The 19,613-nt window shown below is 65.8% G+C and carries 18 protein-coding genes and 1 pseudogene; 11 read left to right on the forward strand and 8 right to left on the reverse strand.

The window, feature by feature from the left end:
* The first annotated feature begins 7 nt into the window (after positions 1 to 7).
* From ABEG18_RS08560 to ABEG18_RS08575, 4 genes are read left to right on the forward strand one after another with little or no spacing between them, the layout of a single operon-like run.
* Positions 8 to 901 (forward strand): ABC transporter permease, encoded by an 894-nt coding sequence (locus ABEG18_RS08560; RefSeq protein WP_406857644.1) that lies wholly within the window; start codon positions 8 to 10, stop codon positions 899 to 901.
* The gene (locus ABEG18_RS08565) at positions 898 to 1,917 is read left to right on the forward strand and encodes an ABC transporter ATP-binding protein (protein ID WP_406857645.1); all 1,020 of its coding nucleotides are present in this window, start codon (positions 898 to 900) and stop codon (positions 1,915 to 1,917) included. Before ABEG18_RS08560 ends, ABEG18_RS08565 begins: the two co-directional genes overlap by 4 nt.
* A complete protein-coding gene (locus ABEG18_RS08570) occupies positions 1,917 to 2,948 on the forward strand; it encodes an ABC transporter ATP-binding protein (RefSeq protein WP_406857646.1) in 1,032 nt (343 codons plus the stop codon). The genes ABEG18_RS08565 and ABEG18_RS08570 overlap by 1 nt, the downstream gene beginning before the upstream one ends.
* A complete protein-coding gene (locus tag ABEG18_RS08575; protein WP_406857647.1) occupies positions 2,945 to 4,390 on the forward strand; it encodes an ABC transporter substrate-binding protein in 1,446 nt (481 codons plus the stop codon). Before ABEG18_RS08570 ends, ABEG18_RS08575 begins: the two co-directional genes overlap by 4 nt.
* Before the next feature lie 6 nt (positions 4,391 to 4,396).
* On the opposite strand, the gene ABEG18_RS08580 is transcribed toward ABEG18_RS08575, so the two are convergent.
* Genes ABEG18_RS08580 through hydA form a run of 3 tightly spaced genes read right to left on the reverse strand, consistent with a single transcriptional unit; the run spans position 4,397 to position 7,510 of the window.
* The gene (locus tag ABEG18_RS08580) at positions 4,397 to 5,326 is read right to left on the reverse strand and encodes a dihydrodipicolinate synthase family protein (RefSeq protein ID WP_406857648.1); all 930 of its coding nucleotides are present in this window, start codon (positions 5,324 to 5,326) and stop codon (positions 4,397 to 4,399) included.
* Positions 5,327 to 5,359: 33 nt separating this feature from the next.
* Positions 5,360 to 6,022: an aspartate/glutamate racemase family protein gene (locus tag ABEG18_RS08585; RefSeq protein ID WP_406857649.1), complete on the reverse strand. Its 663-nt coding sequence runs from the start codon at positions 6,020 to 6,022 to the stop codon at positions 5,360 to 5,362.
* A gap of 24 nt (positions 6,023 to 6,046) precedes the next feature.
* Positions 6,047 to 7,510, reverse strand: coding sequence for a dihydropyrimidinase (gene hydA / locus ABEG18_RS08590; protein WP_406857650.1), 1,464 nt, complete (start codon positions 7,508 to 7,510; stop codon positions 6,047 to 6,049).
* 217 nt (positions 7,511 to 7,727) lie between these two features.
* Between hydA and ABEG18_RS08595 the strand changes: the two genes are divergently transcribed.
* Complete coding sequence (locus ABEG18_RS08595; protein ID WP_406857651.1) at positions 7,728 to 8,381, forward strand: GntR family transcriptional regulator; 654 nt, start codon at positions 7,728 to 7,730, stop codon at positions 8,379 to 8,381.
* A 552-nt stretch (positions 8,382 to 8,933) separates the two neighbouring features.
* Here the strand turns inward: ABEG18_RS08595 and ABEG18_RS08600 are convergent.
* Positions 8,934 to 9,368 (reverse strand): hypothetical protein, encoded by a 435-nt coding sequence (locus tag ABEG18_RS08600; RefSeq protein ID WP_406857652.1) that lies wholly within the window; start codon positions 9,366 to 9,368, stop codon positions 8,934 to 8,936.
* A gap of 370 nt (positions 9,369 to 9,738) precedes the next feature.
* The gene (locus ABEG18_RS08605; protein WP_406857653.1) at positions 9,739 to 10,701 is read right to left on the reverse strand and encodes a helix-turn-helix domain-containing protein; all 963 of its coding nucleotides are present in this window, start codon (positions 10,699 to 10,701) and stop codon (positions 9,739 to 9,741) included.
* Positions 10,702 to 11,461: 760 nt separating this feature from the next.
* Here ABEG18_RS08605 and ABEG18_RS08610 point away from each other — a divergent pair.
* The 6 genes from ABEG18_RS08610 to ABEG18_RS08635 all read left to right on the forward strand — a co-directional run bounded on the left by ABEG18_RS08610 (position 11,462) and on the right by ABEG18_RS08635 (position 17,680).
* Positions 11,462 to 12,415 (forward strand): formylglycine-generating enzyme family protein, encoded by a 954-nt coding sequence (locus ABEG18_RS08610; protein ID WP_406857654.1) that lies wholly within the window; start codon positions 11,462 to 11,464, stop codon positions 12,413 to 12,415.
* Entirely contained in the window at positions 12,412 to 14,115 is a 1,704-nt protein-coding gene (locus tag ABEG18_RS08615; protein WP_406857655.1) for an arylsulfatase, read from the forward strand. The genes ABEG18_RS08610 and ABEG18_RS08615 overlap by 4 nt, the downstream gene beginning before the upstream one ends.
* A 57-nt stretch (positions 14,116 to 14,172) precedes the next feature.
* Positions 14,173 to 15,048 carry a hypothetical protein gene (locus ABEG18_RS08620; protein WP_406857656.1) on the forward strand — a complete coding sequence of 292 codons (876 nt, stop codon included), beginning with the start codon at positions 14,173 to 14,175 and terminating at the stop codon, positions 15,046 to 15,048.
* 64 nt (positions 15,049 to 15,112) lie between these two features.
* A complete protein-coding gene (locus tag ABEG18_RS08625) occupies positions 15,113 to 15,352 on the forward strand; it encodes a DUF3302 domain-containing protein (RefSeq protein WP_406857657.1) in 240 nt (79 codons plus the stop codon).
* Entirely contained in the window at positions 15,349 to 16,284 is a 936-nt protein-coding gene (locus ABEG18_RS08630) for an HlyD family secretion protein (RefSeq protein ID WP_406857658.1), read from the forward strand. Before ABEG18_RS08625 ends, ABEG18_RS08630 begins: the two co-directional genes overlap by 4 nt.
* A gap of 19 nt (positions 16,285 to 16,303) precedes the next feature.
* On the forward strand, positions 16,304 to 17,680 hold the full coding sequence (locus ABEG18_RS08635; protein WP_406857659.1) for a DUF1254 domain-containing protein: 1,377 nt from the start codon (positions 16,304 to 16,306) through the stop codon (positions 17,678 to 17,680).
* A gap of 397 nt (positions 17,681 to 18,077) precedes the next feature.
* Here ABEG18_RS08635 and ABEG18_RS08640 read toward each other — a convergent pair whose 3' ends face one another.
* From ABEG18_RS08640 to ABEG18_RS08650, 3 genes and pseudogenes are all read right to left on the reverse strand, one after another.
* The gene (locus tag ABEG18_RS08640) at positions 18,078 to 18,413 is read right to left on the reverse strand and encodes a recombinase family protein (RefSeq protein ID WP_406857660.1); all 336 of its coding nucleotides are present in this window, start codon (positions 18,411 to 18,413) and stop codon (positions 18,078 to 18,080) included.
* A gap of 86 nt (positions 18,414 to 18,499) precedes the next feature.
* Positions 18,500 to 18,733 (reverse strand): annotated as a pseudogene (locus ABEG18_RS08645) (recombinase family protein); the annotation flags it as partial.
* 126 nt (positions 18,734 to 18,859) lie between these two features.
* Positions 18,860 to 19,612 carry an SDR family NAD(P)-dependent oxidoreductase gene (locus tag ABEG18_RS08650; protein ID WP_406857661.1) on the reverse strand — a complete coding sequence of 251 codons (753 nt, stop codon included), beginning with the start codon at positions 19,610 to 19,612 and terminating at the stop codon, positions 18,860 to 18,862.
* Position 19,613 lies beyond the last annotated feature (1 nt).

Consider the following 19,613-nt stretch of genomic DNA (forward strand, 5'->3'; position numbering starts at 1 on the left):
ACGCCCGATGAACATGGTTCCAGGGGTCATCAGCCGCTTCGCCGCGTCGGAACTGTTCCACAGCTTCCGGCACAACCGCTCGGCCATGTTCGGCAGCGCCATCGTGGCGATGTTCGTCGTCATGGTGACGATCGGCCCCTGGCTGGTCGCGCAGGACCCCTACGACGTGGCTCAGCTGGAGCTGATGGACTCGTTCAAGCCGCCGGTCTGGCTGGAGGGCGGTGTGCCGCAATACCTGCTCGGCACCGACGGCCAGGGTCGCGACGTGCTCGCCAGCATCGTCTATGGCAGCCGCATCTCGTTGTTTATCGGGTTCGCGGCCATGCTGGGCTCCTGCGTGCTCGGGGCCGGGCTCGGGCTGATCGCCGGCTTCTATGGCGGCAAGCTGGACAGCGTGATCATGCGGATCGCCGACATCCAGCTGTCGTTTCCCTCGGTGCTGACCGCCCTTTTCCTGATGTCAGCGTTTGGCACCGGCGCCGACAAGGTGCTGATCGCCCTGATCTCGGTGGGCTGGGTCGTTTATGCACGGATCGTGCGCGGCTCGACCTTGCGGGAATCGCAAAAGGAATATGTCCAGGCCGCCCGCGTGTCGGGCCTGCCGAACCGCAAGATCATCCTGCGCCACGTGCTGCCCAACGTGCTGACGCCCCTGATCGTGGTGGCGACGATCCAGGTCGGCACCTTTATTCTGATCGAGGCTTCCTTGTCCTTTCTCGGGGTCGGCGTGCCGATCACCGAACCTTCGCTCGGCTTGCTCATCAAGAACGGCTTCGACGTGCTGTTCTCCGGACTGTGGTGGATCTCGGTGTTCCCAGGACTGTTCATCATGCTGATCGTCTTCGGCATCAACCTGCTCGGCGATTTCCTTCGCGACGAGCTGAACCCGCGCCTTAAATGACGACATCCTCGCTTCAGCTCGGCCCGGCCACAGCCTCGCAGGCCACGCCGTTGCTGTCCGTCACGGGGCTGAAAACCTATTTCCATACCTTCGCCGGGGTGGTGAAGGCGGTCGACGGCGTGAGTTTCGATCTTGGGTCCGGCGAAATCCTCGGCCTCGTCGGCGAATCGGGCGGCGGCAAGTCGATGATCGGATTCTCGATCATGGGGCTGATCGATCCGCCCGGGCGGATCGAGGCGGGCGAGATCCGCTTCGAGGGTCAGGACTTGCTGCGACTTGACGAGACCGGCATGCGCGGCGTCCGCGGCAACCGCATCGCGATGATCTTCCAGGACCCGATGACGGCGCTCAATCCGCTCTACACGGTGGGCAACCAGCTAGAGGAAATGCTGCGCCTCCACACCGACATGCCCGGCCGGCAACGGCGGGCGCGGTGCATCGAGATGCTGCGCGAGGTCGGCATCCCGCAGCCCGAGGAGCGGCTCGACAGCTACCCGCACCAGTTTTCGGGCGGCATGCGCCAGCGTGTCGTGATCGCGATCGCGATGATCGCCGGCCCCCGCCTCCTGATCGCCGACGAGCCCACGACGGCGCTCGACGTCACGATTCAGGCCCAGCTGCTGCGGCTGATGAAGCGGCAGGTGGAGCAGACACAAGCGTCGCTCATCCTGATCACCCACGATCTCGCGGCGGTGTCGCAGATGGCCGACAAGGTCGTGGTGCTCTATTGCGGCCGCATCGTCGAGCGCGGGCCAACCGCGCAACTGATTCGCAGCCCCGTTCACCACTACACGCGCGGGCTGCTCGACTCGATCCCGCATGACGACCGGTCTCGCCGGCGGCTTCACCAAATCCCGGGCTCGGTCCCTAACATCCGCGCCTTGCCGCCGGGCTGCGCCTTCGCGCCGCGCTGCGCCGCCGCGCGGCCGCTCTGCCGGGAGGTCGAGCCGGTTCTGACCGCGTTCGCGCCGGATCACGCCGCCGCATGCCACTTCCCGCTGGAGGCGAAGCTCTGATGGATCCGCTCCTCCAGGTGCATGATCTCCAGCAACGCTTCGACGCGAGCGGCGGCTTTTTCGACCGGCTGCGCTGGCGCAACGGACGGCTGTCCGCGCCGCGCCGCATCGTTCACGCGGTGAACGGCGTGAGCCTGTCGATCGGTCGCGGCGAGGTGCTCGGCATCGTCGGCGAGAGCGGATGCGGCAAGTCCACGCTGGCGAAAACGGTCATCAAGCTCCACCAGCCGACCGGCGGCCGCATCGTCCTCGACGGCGAGAACATCACGGATCACGATTTCGCCCGCATGCGGCCGATCCGCAGCAAGATGCAGATGATCTTCCAGGACCCCTATGCGTCGCTCAACCCGCGCCAGCGCGTCAGCGACATCGTGATGGAGCCTTTTCTCGAGAAAGCGCCCGGCAAGGTTCGGGACGCCAAGGACAGGGCGCTGGCGCTGCTCGCCAAGGTCGGCCTCGGGCCCGAGCATGCGGATCGCTACCCGCACCAGTTCTCGGGCGGCCAACGCCAGCGCATCGGAATCGCGCGCGCGCTCTCAGTGGAGCCGGAGCTGATCATCGCGGACGAGCCGGTCTCGGCGCTCGATGTCTCGATCCAGGCCCAGATCCTCAATCTCATGATGGATCTGAAGGACGAAATGAACTTCGCCTACCTGTTCATCACGCATGATCTTTCGGTGGTGCGGCACATCAGCGACCGGATCGGCGTGATGTATCTCGGCTTCATGGTAGAAACCGGCTCGACGGACGCGATCTTCAAGGACGCGAAGCATCCCTACACGCGCGCCTTGCTGGCCGCCGCGCCCGTGCTCGGTGAGCCGATCGCGGCCGCAGCGGAGGAAATCAAGGGCGAGGTGCCCAGCGCCTTCAACCTGCCGTCGGGCTGCTGCTTTCGCACCCGCTGCCCGCTCGCATTCGATCGCTGCGCCGTGGAGCGCCCGGCGCTGCGCCCGCAGGGCGACGGACATGCGGTGGCCTGCCACCTGCACGACGCCACAGCAACATCCGCCGCCATGGAGGCCCACGCATGACGACCGTTACGATCAGCCAGGGCCGGGTCGCGCTGGACGACCCGCACGCCTGTACGGACGCCAACGACATCCTGACGGTGTTCGGCGCGCTGTTCGACACGCTGGTGCGACGCACCCCCGGGGGCGGCTACTGCCCGGCGCTCGCGACGGAGTGGACGGTCTCGGAGGATGCGCGCCGCTACCATTTCCTCCTGCGCGAAGGCGTGGTGTTTCACGATGGCGACCCGTGCGAGGCCGACGCGATCCGGTATGCGCTGATGCGCATGGCCCGCCCCGACATGGGGGCGACGCTGGGCGCACCGGGCGTCTATGCGCAGTACCTCGCCGGGCTGGAGGTCGAGGTTCTCGGCCGCCACGAGATCGCGCTGACCCTGGCGCAGCCCATCGCCGACCTTTTCGACATCCTGGCCTATGGCCATGTCGTCTCGCCGCGCGCCGTCGAGGCTGCAGGCGAGGACCTGGCGCGGCGGGCGGTCGGAACCGGTCCCTACCGGCTCCAATCGTACCTGCCCGGCGAGCGGATCGAGCTGCGCGCCAATCCGGGCCATTTCGACGGCAAGCCGACCCATGACGGCATCGTCTGGGTGAAGGGCGAAACGGCCGCCGGCCGCGCCGAAGCGCTTCGGACCGGACAGGTCGACATCGCCAACGGTCTGCCGCGCGCAGCGCTATCGGAGCTCCCTTCGTCGTCCTTCACGACGGTGGAGTTCCTGGCGCCAACGGCTCTGATCATGATGTTCAATGCGGCCGAAGGGCCCGCCGGCGATCCCCGAGTCCGCCTCGCGCTCAACCTGGCCATCAATCGCCGGCAACTGGTGGAGGGCGTTCTTGAAGGCGCCGGCCAGCCGCTGCACGGCTTTGTAAGCCCTGTGCACTATGGCGCTGATCCGAACGCCCCGCCCTTCGTGCAGGACCTTGCAGAAGCCCGGCGGCTGCTCGCCGAGGCGGGTCATCCGGACGGTCTGACGCTGCAACTCTATTGTCCCACGCGCCTGCCCGACGAAGCGCAGGCGCTGGCGGATGCGATCGAGGCGCAACTCGCCCCGCTTGGGGTTCGCTTCGAGCGAGACATCGAACCCGATCGCGTGCGCTACGCCAATCAGGTCAGGCTTAAGGCGATTCACGACGTCTGCGTCTTCGATTCCAGCCCGATGAGCGTCTTTCGCGTGCTGCACGAAAAGGTTGATTCGCGGGTGCGCGGATCCTGGTGGCAGGGTTACTCGAACCCTGCCGTTGAGCGGCTGATCGATCTTGCGCGCGTGACAACGTCGAACGCGGCGCGCGAGGAGCTTTACAGGCAATGCTATCGCCTGCTGCAGCAGGATCCGCCTTGGCTATACCTCTACAATCACCGCCGGGTCATCGGCCTGCGCGGTCGCCATCCGGACTGGCGGATGCGCAGCGACGGCGTGGTCGATGTGCGCGCGCTGCCGGCGTTCTAGGCGCCCTTAGCCAAGCTTGGCCAGCTTGCGGTCCTGGCGCGCGATCAGGCGCTCGATGTCGGCCAGATCACCCGCCGAAAGGCGGCCGGCTGGCGCCCGCAGCGCCGCGGACGCAATCACGCCCCGGCGCGCCAGGATGTGCTTCCTGATCTGCAATCCCAGTCCCGGCTGCAACTCATAGCGGGCCAGCGGCAGGTAAGCGTCGAACAAGTCGTGGGCCCGCTCGATGTCGCCTGCCGCGTGCGCCTTGCAGACGTCGACCATCATCTCCGGGTAGGCGAAGCCCGTCATCGCGCCGTCGGCGCCTCGGCTCAATTCTTCCGGCAGGAAGATCCCACCATTGCCGCACAGGATCGAAATCCGGCGCGCCTCGCCCCGATCGCTGGCGGCGCGCAGGGCGCCAATCTTGTTCAGCCCCGGCCAGTCTTCATGCTTGAGCATCACGCAGCTCGGCAGCGCCTGCACGATGCGGGTGATCACGGCCGTCGAGATCTGCACGCTGGTCGCGAGCGGATAGTCCTGCAACACGAAGGGCGTATCGCCAAGCATCGCGGCCGCCGTCTCGAAGTAAGCGTAAATCTGGTCATCCGTTCTGACGCTGGAAGGCGGAGCCACCATGACGCCGGCCGCCCCGGCGTCCATCACCTCAGCGCTGAGCTCCCGCATCGGCGCGAAGCCCGGCGCGGAGACGCCCACTACGACCGGAACCGTCCCGCACACGCGTCCCAGCACGCGCTTCACCACGGCTAGGGATTCAGCTGCGGTCAGCTTCGGAGCCTCGCCCATCATGCCCAGCAAGGTGAGGCCGCTCGCGCCCTTCTCGAGGTAGAAATCCACCATCGAGTCCAGGCTGGCATAGTCGATCGCGCCCTGCGGGGTGAACGGGGTGACGGCGATCACGAACACGCCTGACGCGGCTTCGCTAATGAGGGGCATTGGATTCCAATCTTTGGGTGACCGTGATGGCGCTCAGAGATCGCCCAGAAGAACGCGGCCCAAGGCCATGGCGGTCGCAGCTTGCGTCGGCTCCACGACCGGGACGCCGAGCTCGTCCTGGAGGCGCCGCCGATAGCGCGCCATGCCGGCGCAACCCATCACGATGACATCCGCGCCGTGGGCGTCGCGCAGCGCGCGGCCGGTGGCGCTCATGCGCTCATATGTGCGCGCCTCGTCGGCGAGCTCGGTCACGCCCAGCCCGATCGAGAGGTCGCCGGCGAAGCGGGCCATCACGCCCATCGCGCCGAAGTAGCGTAGATGCCGGGGGATCGAGGTCGGCAGGATTGCGATGACGCCAAAACGCTGCCCCAGGGTGAGCGCCGTCAAAACGCCGGCTTCCGCGATGCCGAAGACCGGGCGCCGGCTCTGCTCGCGCAAGGCGTGGAGGCCTGGATCGCTGAAGCAGGCGATCACGAAAGCCGCCGCCTCCTCTTCGAGGTCCTTGGCTCGCCGCAGAAGCGGCCCGATGACGCCGTCCACGTCGCGCTGGCTCTGGATCCCAGGCGGGCCATCCGGCAAGGTCAGACAGGCGATCGCCGGCCCTTGCTGCGTCCGCAGCGGCTCGACAGCCCGGTCGATCGCGCCGGTGACGGTGGTCGAGGAATTCGGATTGATGACGTAGATCGTGTTGCTCATGGCGGAGCGCTCCAAGCCGCTGCCTCAGTAGAGATCGGCGCCGAAATTCCGTGCGGGATCGAATTCCGCCGACAGCTGGCCGGTGGGTCGTGTGGCTTCGCCCGCGGGCCGCAGCAAGAGCCGTCCCGAGCCCGGCGCGGCGTTGATGACGCCCTCCGCGACGATCACCTCGCCCCGCCGCAACACGGTTTCGGGCCAGCCCGTGACGGTGCGGCCCTCGAAGGGATTGTAGCCCGCATTGTCGTGCAGGTCGTTTGCGAGCGTGACGCGGCGCTCGGGATTCCAGATCGCGACGTCGGCGTCCGCCCCGATCGCCAGCGAGCCTTTACCCGGAAGATCATAGATCCGGGCCGGAGCCGTCGCGGTGAGTTCGACGAACTTGCTGAGCCCCATGCGCCCTTGCGACACCATGGCGTCGAACAGGAGCGGCTGCCGCAGCTCCAGGCCCGGCATGCCGTTGGCCATCTGTTTGAACGTCGGGTTGTCGCCGGCGCTGAGCTTTCCGCTCGAATCGAAACGATAAGGAGCGTGATCGGACGACAGGACCTGCAGGTCCCCGAGGGCCAGCGCCCGCCAGAGCGCCTCCTGATCGGCAGCCGTGCGTTGGGGCGGCGAACATATCCACTTGGCCCCTTCCAGCCCCGGCCGGTCGAGATCCTGCGCCGTCATCAGCAGGTAATGCGGGCAGGTCTCGGCGAAGATCTTCACCCCGCGTCCACGCGCGTCGCGGATCGCGGCCGCGCCCTCAGCAGTGGAGACGTGAAAAATCATGATCGGCTGGTCGAGCAACTCGGAGAAGGCGATCAGGCGATGGAAGGCCTCGACCTCGGCCGCCCGCGGATGGCTCACGGCGTGGAATTTCGGCAGAACGTAGCCGCGGGCGACCAGCCGCTCGCTCATCCACTTCAGAACGCCATGGTTCTCTGCGTGAACGCAGACGAGAGCTCCGGCGCTGCGCGCCGCGAGCATCACGTCCAAAAGCTGTTGGTCGCTCACCTGGACCGCGTCGTAGGTCATGAACACCTTGACCGAGCGGTGTCCGGCCCCGATCAGAGCCGGCAGGTCATGCGCGATCGTCTGTTCGTCGGGGTTGGCGACCATCAGGTGGAAGGCATAGTCGATCACCGCCCCACGCCGCGCCAGCGCCGCATATTCCTCTACCACCGTGCTGAGCTTGGCGCCCCGGTGCTGGGCCGCAAAGGATATGACCGACGTCGTGCCCCCGAAAGCAGCCGACCGCGTCGCGCTCTCGAATGTGTCGGCGTTCATCAGCCCGCCGCCGGAGAGCTGTTCGATATGGCAATGGACGTCGACGCCGCCGGGGAGGATCAGCCTGTCCGTCGCGTCGATCTCGAGGCGGCCCGCCGGCAGCTTCGCGCCGACCGCGGCGATCTTCTCCCCCGTAATGGCGAGATCGGCCTTGAACACGTCGCTCGCGGTCACGACCACGCCATTGCGAATAACGATGTCGTTGGGCATGTCGGCCATGATGAACTCCGGATGCGCGCTGCCGCAGCAGGGCCGCTGGTGCTGGTTTGCGGCTCACGCAGCCGAGGCTGCGTGACTTCGACATACAGTGTGTATACTCTTGGAATAGTGTTAGGGAAAGCGGCGCTGCCCCAGGGGCCGGGGCGAAAGTGTGAATCCCAAGCGCGCGGCGCTTCCGATCCGAGCGAGGAACGCGACCATTGAACGGAGTGGATGGGTGACCGCCGATCAGGGCACGATCTCGACGCTGGGTCACTCTACCTATGAGCGGCTCCGCGACATGATCCTCAATGGCGAACTGCCGGCCGGCGCTTCGCTGCAGGAAAAGAAGCTGGCGGAACGCCTGGGCGTATCCCGGACGCCGGTTCGCGAAGCGACCATGCGGTTGATGACGGAAGGACTTGTGCTGCGCACCGCCGGCGCAACGCCGGTCGTCCGCCGGCTCTCGATCGACGACTTCATGGAGGTGCTGCACATCAGGCGGCTGCTCGAAGTCGAGGCCGCAGGCCGCGCCGCTCAGACCGGCGGATCGCCCGAACTCAGCGCAGTCGCGGCCCGCATCGCTGAATTCCGCGACGGTGTCGAGCCGACGCCCGCCGAGCACGTCGCGGTGGACGACCGGCTCCACCTGATCATCGCGGGTCTAGCGGGGTCGCGCCTGCTTGCTGAGTTGATCGAAGACCTGCGTAAAAAGACGAGGATTTTCGACATGGGACGGGTGCCCGAGCGATTTGAACCGGGCGTACAGGAGCATCTTGCGATCATCGACGCCATCACGGCGCGAGACGCTTCGCGCGCGCAAGACGCCATGCGGGAGCATATCGACAACGTTCGTGCGAGCGTCATGGCTCATTTGCGACGCTTGTTCTGAAGCCGACCTATTCGGCGGCCGCTCCAGTAGCTCTCGCCTTCAGCGTCATGGGACCGCCGCCGCACGACATCGTCGGCGAGTTGGCGGGCCAGCAACCGCGCGAGGGCGATGAGAGCCGGGTGGAGGGCGCCGCCGTCGGGCCGCCGCGCGCCGGCGGCGTCGACCTCAGAGCCGATCGTGGCCGGCGAGGGGACGGGAGTGGACTGCAAACGCCTCATGGCGACCCAAATCTCAGAGTCGGAGGACGCAAACAGCCGAAGAACCTCAACAATTTTCAGCGAGGTTTTCCACCAGCGTCGTGAGCTAGGGTTTACGGTCCCGACGCATGACCTTGGGGGCGAACTCGTCCAGCGAGTCGGTGTCTAGGCCCAAGGCGTCCATCACCTCGGCGCAGTACCTGAAGAACGGACCGGTCCGGCTGACTGTGGTGCGTTCGCCGGTCCGCTTCACATAGGTCTCGCTGGCGAGACCCAATACGATTCTCCGGTCGGTATCGCGGGTCCGGCCTCCACGCCGGGGCTGCTCGAACTCCGACATCCTCTCGGCCGGTGCCTAGACAGAGTTCAACAGCCGCACGAGCAGATCTGGCCCTATTTGGGCGGCAGCCGATAGTCGGGCCGGAAGCGTCTGCTGCTCCAAGCCGCGCACGAGCGCAACGGTGTCCAGTCGCCCGGGGCGGCCGACATGGCGCAGGACGTCTTCAACGCCCTGAGGATGTGGACCGGAAATGGACCCCGCAAGCCGTTCAAAGCCGCTCGCGCTCAACATCGCGCCCAAGGTCGGAATGACGTCGGCCGGTGCTCTCCCGGTGAGAGAGGGGCTGCGCTTGACGGTGGCGACAAACTGATCGCATTGGGACGTGAACCGCTTCAGTTCTTCGCGCCTGAGCTTTGGATGCGGTTGCCGCTCCTTCCAGTCCAGGATCCGCTCCCATTCAGCCTTGATCGCGGAGATCTCTTCCGGAGTGGGATTGACGGCCTTACGCATGCAAAAGTCCTCGGCGGCAGAGATCGTCCGGCCGAGCCTATGTTTTTCTCCGGACGTTCATGCCAATCATGCCAATGGTGCCAATCCCAGGTCCAGCATCCATAGCTATCGAGGATGTCGCAGGACGAAAATGGCGGACCTTGGCGCCGCTCAGGTCGGCTTAGCGCCAACAGCAGTCGCGACCGCCGCTGCCTAAAGCAGACTTGCTTCGCTGACCTGTCAATGCGCCAGGGTTTTGTTGAAATGGAATCCTGGTGGCGGCACCAGTCCGCCTGACGGAACGCCAATGCCGCTCCAACTCAGCACGCAAGTTGCTGCCGCTGGAGCCCAGCTCCCTGATCTCACGATCGTCTCCTCTGGGGGGCGTGGCCTAGAGACTTCGGTGACGTTTCACAGTCTGCGACGGGTACTCTCCGAACTGGGCCCTGTAATACGCCGAGAACCGCCCGAAGTCGCAGAAGCCTGACCGGAATGCGATATCGGCGATGGTCTCCCCGCCGCTGTCAGGCCGCTTCAAGAGTGTCCTTGCGCGACACAGCTGGCGCTGACGGAGGAAGGCCACGGGGGATACGCCGATCTCCTCGTCGAACAGCCGAAAGAGCGATCGACGGGATAGTCCCGATACGGCCATCAGCCTGGCGACATGGACGGGATACGTGTCCACGATGTCGAGATACTCCAGGATGTCATAGAGGGACCGTCGCGACCCACAGCGGCCCCGCTGCTCCGGCCGCGGCACGCCGCGCGTGAGCGCATCGAGAAGGGCGTCAGTCCAGTATTCGGCCACGCCGGCGCAGACGTGGAGATTGCCCCCCGCCTGCGACACGATGCCGGTCAGGGCCCGATCGATCGCATCCGCATCGTGGGCGTCAAACCGCAGGGTCGCCTCGGCCGCCCACTCCTCCACTTGCCCCACGGGGCAGCCCTCGCCGAAGAAGCGGGACAGCGCGTCAGCCGGAACGGATATGCCGCCGAACGCGGCTCCCCCGAAGTAGCGATTGAGGTGCTCGACCCCGGGCGGCCAGACCGAAACGGTTTCACATCTGAGCGACGCGATGTGGGTGTTGCAGGGCGTCTCAAACAGCATGCCGAACGTGACGTCCCGGTCACTGAAGACACCTTTCGAGACGATCCCTCGATCGAAGATTCCGAGCCCCATTGAAACGGGACCAACGGACACATGGCGCAGGCGCCCATGCATCTCGCCCTTCTCGACCTGGACGATTTCGGAGCGCGACGCGGGCGTGGCCTCGCTGAGTTGCTCGAAGCATCTGATTTCGATGGACTGAGACTCAAACTGAACCCGCGCGGATCGATCTTCCAGGCCGTCCATGACCCTGTCTCGCTTTGCTGCATTGGCACAAACTACGCATCACAAAGAGGCCGAATTTCGTTATCATTGGCTAGTAAGGATGAGACAATAGGGATTATCAACTAGCTTTGCATGGACTGATCAATAAATGGGAACCATGCGCCCCGTGGGGCATGTAAAAGCTGTGATTGAAGACCATTCAACATCAGGATTTTGTGTAATATATTTATCCAAGTTTGACGGTTGCTTATTTTCGGGAGCAGGCAGTTGATCTATAACTCTCATTGTGAAACTGTAAGACGCAGTGTCGCGACGCTGAACGTCGTGGCGCAAGAGCGTCGAAGACGCCTTCGATGGAATACTTGCTCGACCTCTCGGCGGCAGCGCCGAAGCCGATCCGAAGCTGATCTGCTCCGCAATGCGTCTGAGGATCTTCCCGCGATGGCGACACCCACCGGCGGGCGGGGATCGTGCAACGTGCAGACAGGGGAGGTGAGGTCATGACGCGCCCCGTACTTGCCCTCGCGTCGGCAATCGCGAGTGTTCCTCTCGTCACGCCGGCCTCTGCTCGTGCCTCCAGGGGCGCTGCGGGTTGCGCAGGACATGATGGCGCCAGGCTGGTTCGAAGAGGTTGTCCTCGTTCAGCCCAACGTCGTTGGGCCCCGGGGCGGGCGCGATCGCTCGACTCCGGTCCGGCCGCCCGTATGCACGGCCATTGCTGGCGCTGAACCACATCTCTGGATGACAGCTTCCGGTCGCTTCTAGGAGGATCGAGACGCCAATGCTGAGTGGTACCGCTCATCACCAAGGCATGGTCAAGATTGCCGGCGGCCAGTTCCTGATGGGATCGGACCGACACTATCCCGAAGAAGCCCCGGCCCATCGCGTGCGGGTCAGCGGATTCTGGATCGACGAGCACCCGGTCACCAACCGCCAGTTTCGGGCCTTCGTCGCCGCGACAGGCTACACGACCTTCGCGGAGATCCCGCCCAGACCCGAAGACTACCCCGGAGCCTTTCCCGGGATGCTGAGGGCGGGATCGCTCGTGTTTACGCCGACCGATCACCCGGTGGACCTTCGGGACCTGTCGCAATGGTGGACATTCGCTTTCGGCGCGTCGTGGCAGGCGCCCTACGGGCCGGGGTCGTCGCTCGATGGTCTCGACGACCATCCGGTCGTCCACATCTGCTTCCAGGATGCAAGGGCCTATGCCGAATGGGCGGGCAAGGACCTGCCGACCGAGGCCGAGTGGGAATACGCGGCGTGGGGTGGGCGGGAAGGGACGGAGTTCGCCTGGGGTGACGAGTTCACACCCGGCGGCCGCCCGATGGCCAACACCTGGACGGGCCGATTCCCGGTCCGTGAGGCCGGGCAAGATGGCTGGGAGCGAACTTCACCTGTGGGAGCGTACCCGGCCAACGGCTTCGGCCTGTACGACATGATCGGCAATGTCTGGGAGTGGACGTCCGACTGGTACGCCGCCCGTCACGCGGCTCCGGCTTCGAAGCCTTGCTGCTTTCCCCGCGATCCACGGGGAGCCCGTGAGCACGACAGCCTCGATCCTGCTCAGCCCGCGATCCGCATTCCCCGGAAGGTCGTGAAGGGCGGCTCTCACTTGTGCTCGCCCCATTATTGCCGCCGCTACAGGCCGGCAGCGCGACAGGCCCAGCCGGTCGACACGTCCATGAGCCACCTCGGCTTCCGCTGCGTCATCCGTGAGAGGAGCGAACCATGAGCGATCAAACGTCGGACACCTCCGCACGTAGCAAGGCTGCCGATGGCCTGAACCGCCGCCATCTCCTGCTGGCCGGAACAGCCGCTTTCGCCTCAACGATGGAAGGCCTGACGGTTGTCCAGGCGCAGCAGCGGAATGCGCCAGCGCCGGCCGCCGCGTCTTCGGGACGCAAGCCCAACATTCTCGTGATATTCGGCGACGACATCGGACAGACGAATGTCAGCGCCTATTCATTCGGCGTGATGGGATACCGCACGCCGAACATCGACCGCCTGGCGCGCGAAGGCATGATGTTCACCGATTACTACGCCGAGCAGAGCTGCACGGCGGGTCGATCCTCCTTCATTACGGGCCAGTGCACGTTGCGAACCGGCCTTTCGAAGGTCGGCTTGCCCGCCGCCACCGTGGGCCTGCAGGCGCGCGACGCAACTCTGGCGGAACTCCTCAAGCCGCTTGGCTACGCCACGGGGCAATTCGGCAAGAACCACCTCGGTGACAGAAACGAATATCTCCCGACGGTGCACGGCTTCGACGAGTTCTACGGCAACCTTTACCACCTCAACGCGGAAGAGGATCCGGAGAACCGATACTACCCGCAGGACCCCGGCTTCAGGGAACGCTTCGGGCCTCGCGGGGTGCTGCGCTGCAAAGCCTCCGACACCGACGACCCCACCGAGCAGCCGCGCTGGGGGCGCGTGGGCAAGCAGGTGATCGAAGACACCGGCCCGCTCAACAAGAAGCGGATGGAGACGATCGACGACGAGACGTCCGCCGCGGCGGTTGACTTCATGCAGCGGCAGGTTGGGGCGGGAAAACCGTTCTTCTGCTGGATGAACACGACGCGCATGCATTTTCGGACTCACGTCCGCGCCGAACATCGGGACAAGCCCGGCCTGAACTCCCGGACCGAGTACGCCGACGGCATGATCGAGCACGACGGGGTCGTCGGGCGGATCCTCAAGGCGGTCGACGACCTCGGGATCGCCAACGACACCATCGTGCTCTACACGACCGACAACGGGCCGCATCAGAACTCCTGGCCTGACGCCGGCACCACGCCCTTCCGCTCGGAGAAGAACACCAATTGGGAGGGGGCTTTCCGGGTCCCTTGCCTGATCCGCTGGCCCGGCCACATCGAGGCGGGGTCCGTCTCCAACGAGATCGTCAGCGGCCTGGACTGGGCGCCGACATTCGTGGCGGCCGCGGGCGATCCCGACGTGAAGGAAAAGCTCCTCCAGGGCCACCAGGCCGGAGGGAAAACCTTCAAGGTGCACTTGGACGGCTACAATCAACTGCCGTACCTCACCGGCCAGCAGGACCACAGCGCGCGGCAGGAGTTCATCTATTTCAATGATGACGGAGACGTCGTCGCGATGCGCTTCGGCTCTTGGAAGATGGTCTTCGAAGAGCAGAGAGCCCAAGGCACCCTGAGGATCTGGGCCGAACCATTCACCCCGCTTCGCGTGCCCAAGGTCTTCAATCTGCGGTCCGACCCCTACGAGCGCGCCGACGTCACGTCGAACAGCTACTACGACTGGATCATGTCCGATGCGGCGGCCGCCATCATCGCCGGTCCCGCCGTCGTCGGTCAGTTCCTGGCGACCTTCAAGGATTACCCGCCGAGCCAACGACCCTCCAGCTTCAGCATCGATCAGATGATGGAGAAGCTGCAGAAGGGGTTCGAGGCCACTCAGCAATAGAACGGGCTTCGAACTGCCTCCCCGGGTGGAGGGGCAAATGCAGGGGGACCAGACAAGATGAAGCGCGCGATAGTCTTGATAGCAGCACTGGGTGTTAGCGCGACGGCGCAGGCGGCGGACATCTCTGCTCCGCCGCCTGCGGCTCCTGAACTCCCCATGCCGCCCAGCTGGACCTTCCGGCTGACGCCATACGCGTGGCTGCCGGGCCTGACCGGGAAGACAACGGTAAAGGGCAGGACGACCGACATCGACGCCAGCTTCACGGACGTGATCAAGTCGACCTTCGACAACGGCGGCACGCTCGCCGCCTTGATGCTCGACGGCGAGGCGCGCAACGGCCCCTTCTCGGTCTTTGGCGACGCGATCTGGGACAGGGTCACGCTGAGCCCCTCCAGCGTGAAGAGCAAAACCCTGGAGCCCGGGATCACCGGCACGTTGGGGACGTCGCTGAACGCGAAATCCACGTCGGCGATCCTGGAGGCCGGCGCCGGCTACGAGTTCGCTCAGCTCGGGCCCGTGGCTTTCGACGTCATCGCAGGCGCACGGTACTGGTATCAGCGCGTTGAGCTCGATCTCGCCCTTTTCCCTACGTTGGACATCGGCGACCTCACCATCAGGGGCAATCGCGCCATCGGACGGTCCGGCTCGGTCGACTGGCTCGATGGATTCGTCGGGGCAAGGGCGCGCTGGGCCTTGGCTCCCGGACAGGAGATCATCCTGCGGGGCGACGTCGGCGGCGGCGGGAGCAACGTTTCGTGGCAGGCCATCGCCGCCTACAGCTACGACTTCGCGACCCGCAACGGCGTCACCTATTCGGGCGTGCTGGGCTACAAGGCGCTCTACGTGGACTACGAGCAGGGAGAAGGCCGAACAAAGTATCGCTTCGATGTCCTGCAACACGGCCCGGTGATTGGTCTCAACATCCGTTTCTAAGCTGGTTCTGGGCGGCCACCTCACAAGTGGACGCAATCGTTTTTGCAGTAACCAAGGAGACGCTATGTCGCTCCTCGATCTCCTCGCCTGGGTCGTGCTGATCGTCGCGGTCGGCACACTCGTGGCGATCGTCGTGGCGCTCGGGGCGATGCCGGGCCGCATTGCGCGCCGGCGCGGGCATCCCTGGGCGGAGGCGGTCGTGGTGGGCGGCTGGGCGACGCTGGTCTTCGGTCTGCTCTTCTGGCCGCTCGTCCTGATTTGGGCCTATGTCGACGTGCCCGCGAAGCGGGAGGAGCAGCCATGATCAACCTGCTCCTTCTGAGCTATATCGCCGTCCTGGCGCTGTTCGTCTGGTTGGGCTTCATCCACCTGAACAGGTTCTGGAAGCTCTCGCCGGTTCTGGTTCTCGGCCTTTTGATGGTGGGGCTTTTCATTCCCATGGGATGGGGCCCCCCGTGGGGACCCGCGATGGTGGCGCGCAACGCCGTCCAGGTCATTCCTTCGGTTGCGGGCGAGGTCGTCGCGGTGCCCGTTCAGGCCAATGTTCCGCTGCAGCGCGGCGACATCCTGTTCAGGATCGATCCGACGACATACGAGGCGCAGGTGCACGCGATCGAGGCGCAGCTTCGTCTCGCCGAGCAACGGCTCGGCCAGTTCACGCAATTGCAGCGCAGCGATGCCGGTCGGGCCTTCGACGTCCAGCAGCGCGAGGCGGAGCGTGACCAGCTTCGCGCCCAGCTCGACGCCGCCAGGTGGGACCTCGACCGTACGACCGTGCGCGCGCCCGGCGAGGGCTATGTGACCAATCTCGCCCTGCGTCCGGGCGCCCGTGTCGGCCCACAGGCTGCGGTCATGACCTTCATCGACACGACGGACACGATCCTCGCGGCGGAGATTCCCCAGATTGATGTCCGGCACGTCGAGGCCGGCCAGCCGGCGGAGGTGACGTTCAAGCCGCTGCCGGGCAGGGTGTTTGCCGCCCGTGTGGAGGCCGTGATCCAGGCGGTGTCCACCGGCCAGACGACGACGGGCGGGCTTGCCGTGAGGCCGGGCGAGGTCGCCACCGCCCCATTCGTCGTGCGCCTGCGGCTCGACGATCCGGCCGTTGCGCAAAGGCTCCCCGCCGGGAGCACAGGAATGGCGGCCGTGTTCACGAACCATGTCAGTGCGAGCCATACGATCCGCAAGGTGCTGCTGCGGCAGACCGCCATCCTGAACTATGTCGATCCGTTCTGACGAGGCGATGGAGGCGATGATGATGATCAGAACCCTGGTGATCGCAGGCGCTCTGGCGGGCGTGCTCCTGCCGCGCGCCGCCAGCGCAGCGGGCGAGGAGGACCTTGCCCGAGCGAAGGTTCAGAGCCGCGCAAGGGAAGCGATGATCTGGGCGATGCCGGCGGTCAACTTCGACCTGATGGTCCAGGCCATGCAGAAGGTGGGCGGCCAGGAAAACCAGATCGTCTACTGGTCCGGCTTCGTCGACTGGAAGAACCAGACGCTGACGCCCAATCCCAGCACGATCTACTTCATGCCGTTCGTCGACATGGCCAAGGTGGGACCGGTCGTCATCGAGATCCCGCCGGCGGAGGGCGGGTCGATCACCGGCACCATCACGGATGCCTGGCAGGTGGCGATGGAGGATGTCGGCCCCGCCGGCGCCGACAAGGGCAAGGGCGGCCGGTACCTCATCCTGCCTCCCGGCTACGCCAAGGCCCCGCCGCGCGGTTTTACAGTCCTGCGATCGCAGACGAACATGGCCGGCGGGCTGTTCCGATCCAACGTCGCCAGCGGCAGCGAGGCCGACATCGCCAAGGCCGTCGCATACGGCAGGCGCATCAAGCTCTACCCGCTGTCCAGCGCCGCCAAGCCGCCGGCGACAGCCTTCATCGACGCGCTGGGCGCCGAGTTCGACAGCACGATCCCCTATGACGTGCGCTTCTTCCGGTCGCTCGACCGCGTCGTCCAGCGCGAGCCGTGGATCGAGCGCGACAAGGCGATGATCGACCTTTTGAAGTCGGTCGGGATCAAGAAAGGCAAGGCGTTTCAGCCCGACGGCGCCACGCAGACGCTGCTCGAACAGGGTGCGCGGGATGCGCATGTCATTCTCGACCGAGGGTACGAGGCGCTGTTCTCTCCCTACTATCCTGGCCGGCAGTGGGCTCTGCCGCTCGCGCCCGAGCTGACGGAAGGGCTGGCCGACGGGTTCGCCAAGGCCGGCGTCTATCCCGTCGACACGCGCGGCGTGTTCTTCTCCATGGCGTTCTCCAGCGTGAAGCACCTGGGGACGGGCCAGTTCTACCTCGTGGCGCTGCACGACAAGGACGGCCGGCCTTTCGACGGCGGCAGCACCTATCGGCTGACCGTGCCGGCCCATGCGCCCGTCACGCTCTACTGGTCGGTGACAGTCTATGATCGCGCCACCCACGCCCTGATCCGTGACCAGAGATGGCCCGGCCGCGGCTCCAACACCCCGGGCCTCCACAGCAACCCGGACGGGTCGGTTGACCTCTATTTCGGTCCGGCGGCGCCGGCCGGCAAGGAGGCGAACTGGACCCCCACCAAGCCCGGCTCACGCTGGGAAGTCATGATGCGGTTCTACGGGCCGCAGAAGCCGCTCTTCGACAAGACCTGAGCTTTGCCGGACGTCGAGACGGTCGACATGTCGACGGCGACAACCAGGTAGGCGGCCGACGCTCGGGCGAAGGCGGCCATGTCTTAAGGCACGCCCAATACCGCTGCCCGTGCGACTTCGGCAACGGGGGGCCCTTCGCCAGCCGCTTACCCGAACCGGACGCTACAGGCGTCCGCTCAGGGTCAAAGGCTGACTTAGGTGCCTAGACGGCGCAGGCCAGACTCAACTTTCGGTGGTTGCGCGTCCCCGCAACCAAAACTCCCAAAACTCCCCGACGCTGCCCAGCGCCGGGGAGTTTTGCGTTCTGGGCCTGGGCCTCGCCGCACGCCGCCAGGACCGCAGACAGGTCGCCATGCAGAACCGCGTCGAGCCCGGGCCCGTGGGCGCGCGGCCGCAGCTAGCCCTTCTTGATCATCGAGCGGATGACATCCATGGCCTCGGCCCGGTCGGGACCGTCGAGAACCGCCTCCAGCGTCTCCACCTTGCGCCGGTAGAGCTCCGGCAGGCGAGGGTGCAGCAGGATGTCCAACTGCGCGTCCGGCGCCGGTTTCCACTCCAGCACGCCGCGGTAGAGCGCGTTGTGGAGCACGCCCGTGCCGCGCCTGGCCTGGCCGCGCAGCGTGGTGTTGGACCAGGGCCGGCCGCCCGGGCCGGGAACGCCTTCGCGGTTGAGGTCCTTGGTGATCGCCTCCGGGCTCTTGCCGGCCCCAAACTCGCGGAAGATCCGCTCCACGACGGCCGCCTCGGCTCGCCGGCGACGCGGCCCTTGAGCACCCGGCCGAGCTGGCCGCGGCGGGTCTTCTCGCCGAGGTCGCGCAGCGCGATGTGGGCCATCATGCCCATGACGGCGATATGGATCTGGGTCACCTCGCCGAGCGTGGGGGTGAACAGCCGCACGCCATGGAAGGCCAGCATGTCCTGCAAATCGGCGGTGTCGGCCAGCCTGCGGCCGAGCCGGTCCACGGCCTCGCAGATGACGATGTCGAAGCGGCGCTGTCCGGCGTCGGCGGTGAGCTTCTGAAAGCCCGGTCGGAAGCGGCTCGCGCCGCTCAGCGCAGCTAAAAGAACGGAGGTGGCTGCCCCTTGCTGCGGAGAATTATGGCGTTTGGGCGCGGTCTTGAGGCCGCCTAAGCATCGCGATGTCTCCGGTCAGCAGGAGTCTTGCACGGGGCGTTCCGCTCAGATCTGGGCCGAGCCGCCGTCCACGAAGAGCTCGATCCCGTTGACGAAGCTGCTGTCCTCGGAAGCCAGGAACAGCGCAGCCGCGGCGACCTCGTCTGGGTCGCCGAGGCGGCCGAGGGGCGTCGTCGACTCCACGGCCTGGATCATCTTGCGCTGGACCTCCTGAGAGGGCGCCAGGCCATGCCAGCCCGGCGTCGAGGTCGCTCCCGGAGCCAGAACGTTGACGCGGATGCCCGTCCCTTTCAGGTCGAGGATCCAATTCCGGGCGAACGCCCGAAGCGCCGCCTTGCTCGCGGCATAGACGCTGAAGGCCGGCACTCCTGTGCTGGCCGCAGTGGAGCCGGTTATGATCACAGAGCCTCCGGCGCGCATCAATGGCAGGGCTTTCTGGACTGTGAAGAGGACGCCCTTTACGTTCGTTGCGAAGATGCTGTCGAAGTGCGCCTCCGTGATCTGACCGAGAGGCGCGAATTCGCCTCCGCCGGCGTTCGCGAAGAGCACATCGATCCGGCCCGCCCTGCGTCTGACCACTTCGAAGAGGTCATCGAGGTCTTCCAATCGGGCGACGTCGCCGCGGACGGCCGTGATATCGCCTCCGATCGCTTTCAGTGTCGCGTCCAGATCCTCTTGTCTGCGTCCTGTGATGAACACCGTCGCGCCTTCGGCGACGAAGCGTTTGGCGGTGGCGCGGCCGATGCCGCTATTGCCGCCAGTGATGACGGCGATCTTGCCTTGCAGCTTTACGGGCATC

The sequence above is a fragment of the Alsobacter sp. KACC 23698 genome (assembly GCF_045348435.1).
In the GTDB taxonomy this organism is placed as follows: domain Bacteria; phylum Pseudomonadota; class Alphaproteobacteria; order Rhizobiales; family Beijerinckiaceae; genus Alsobacter.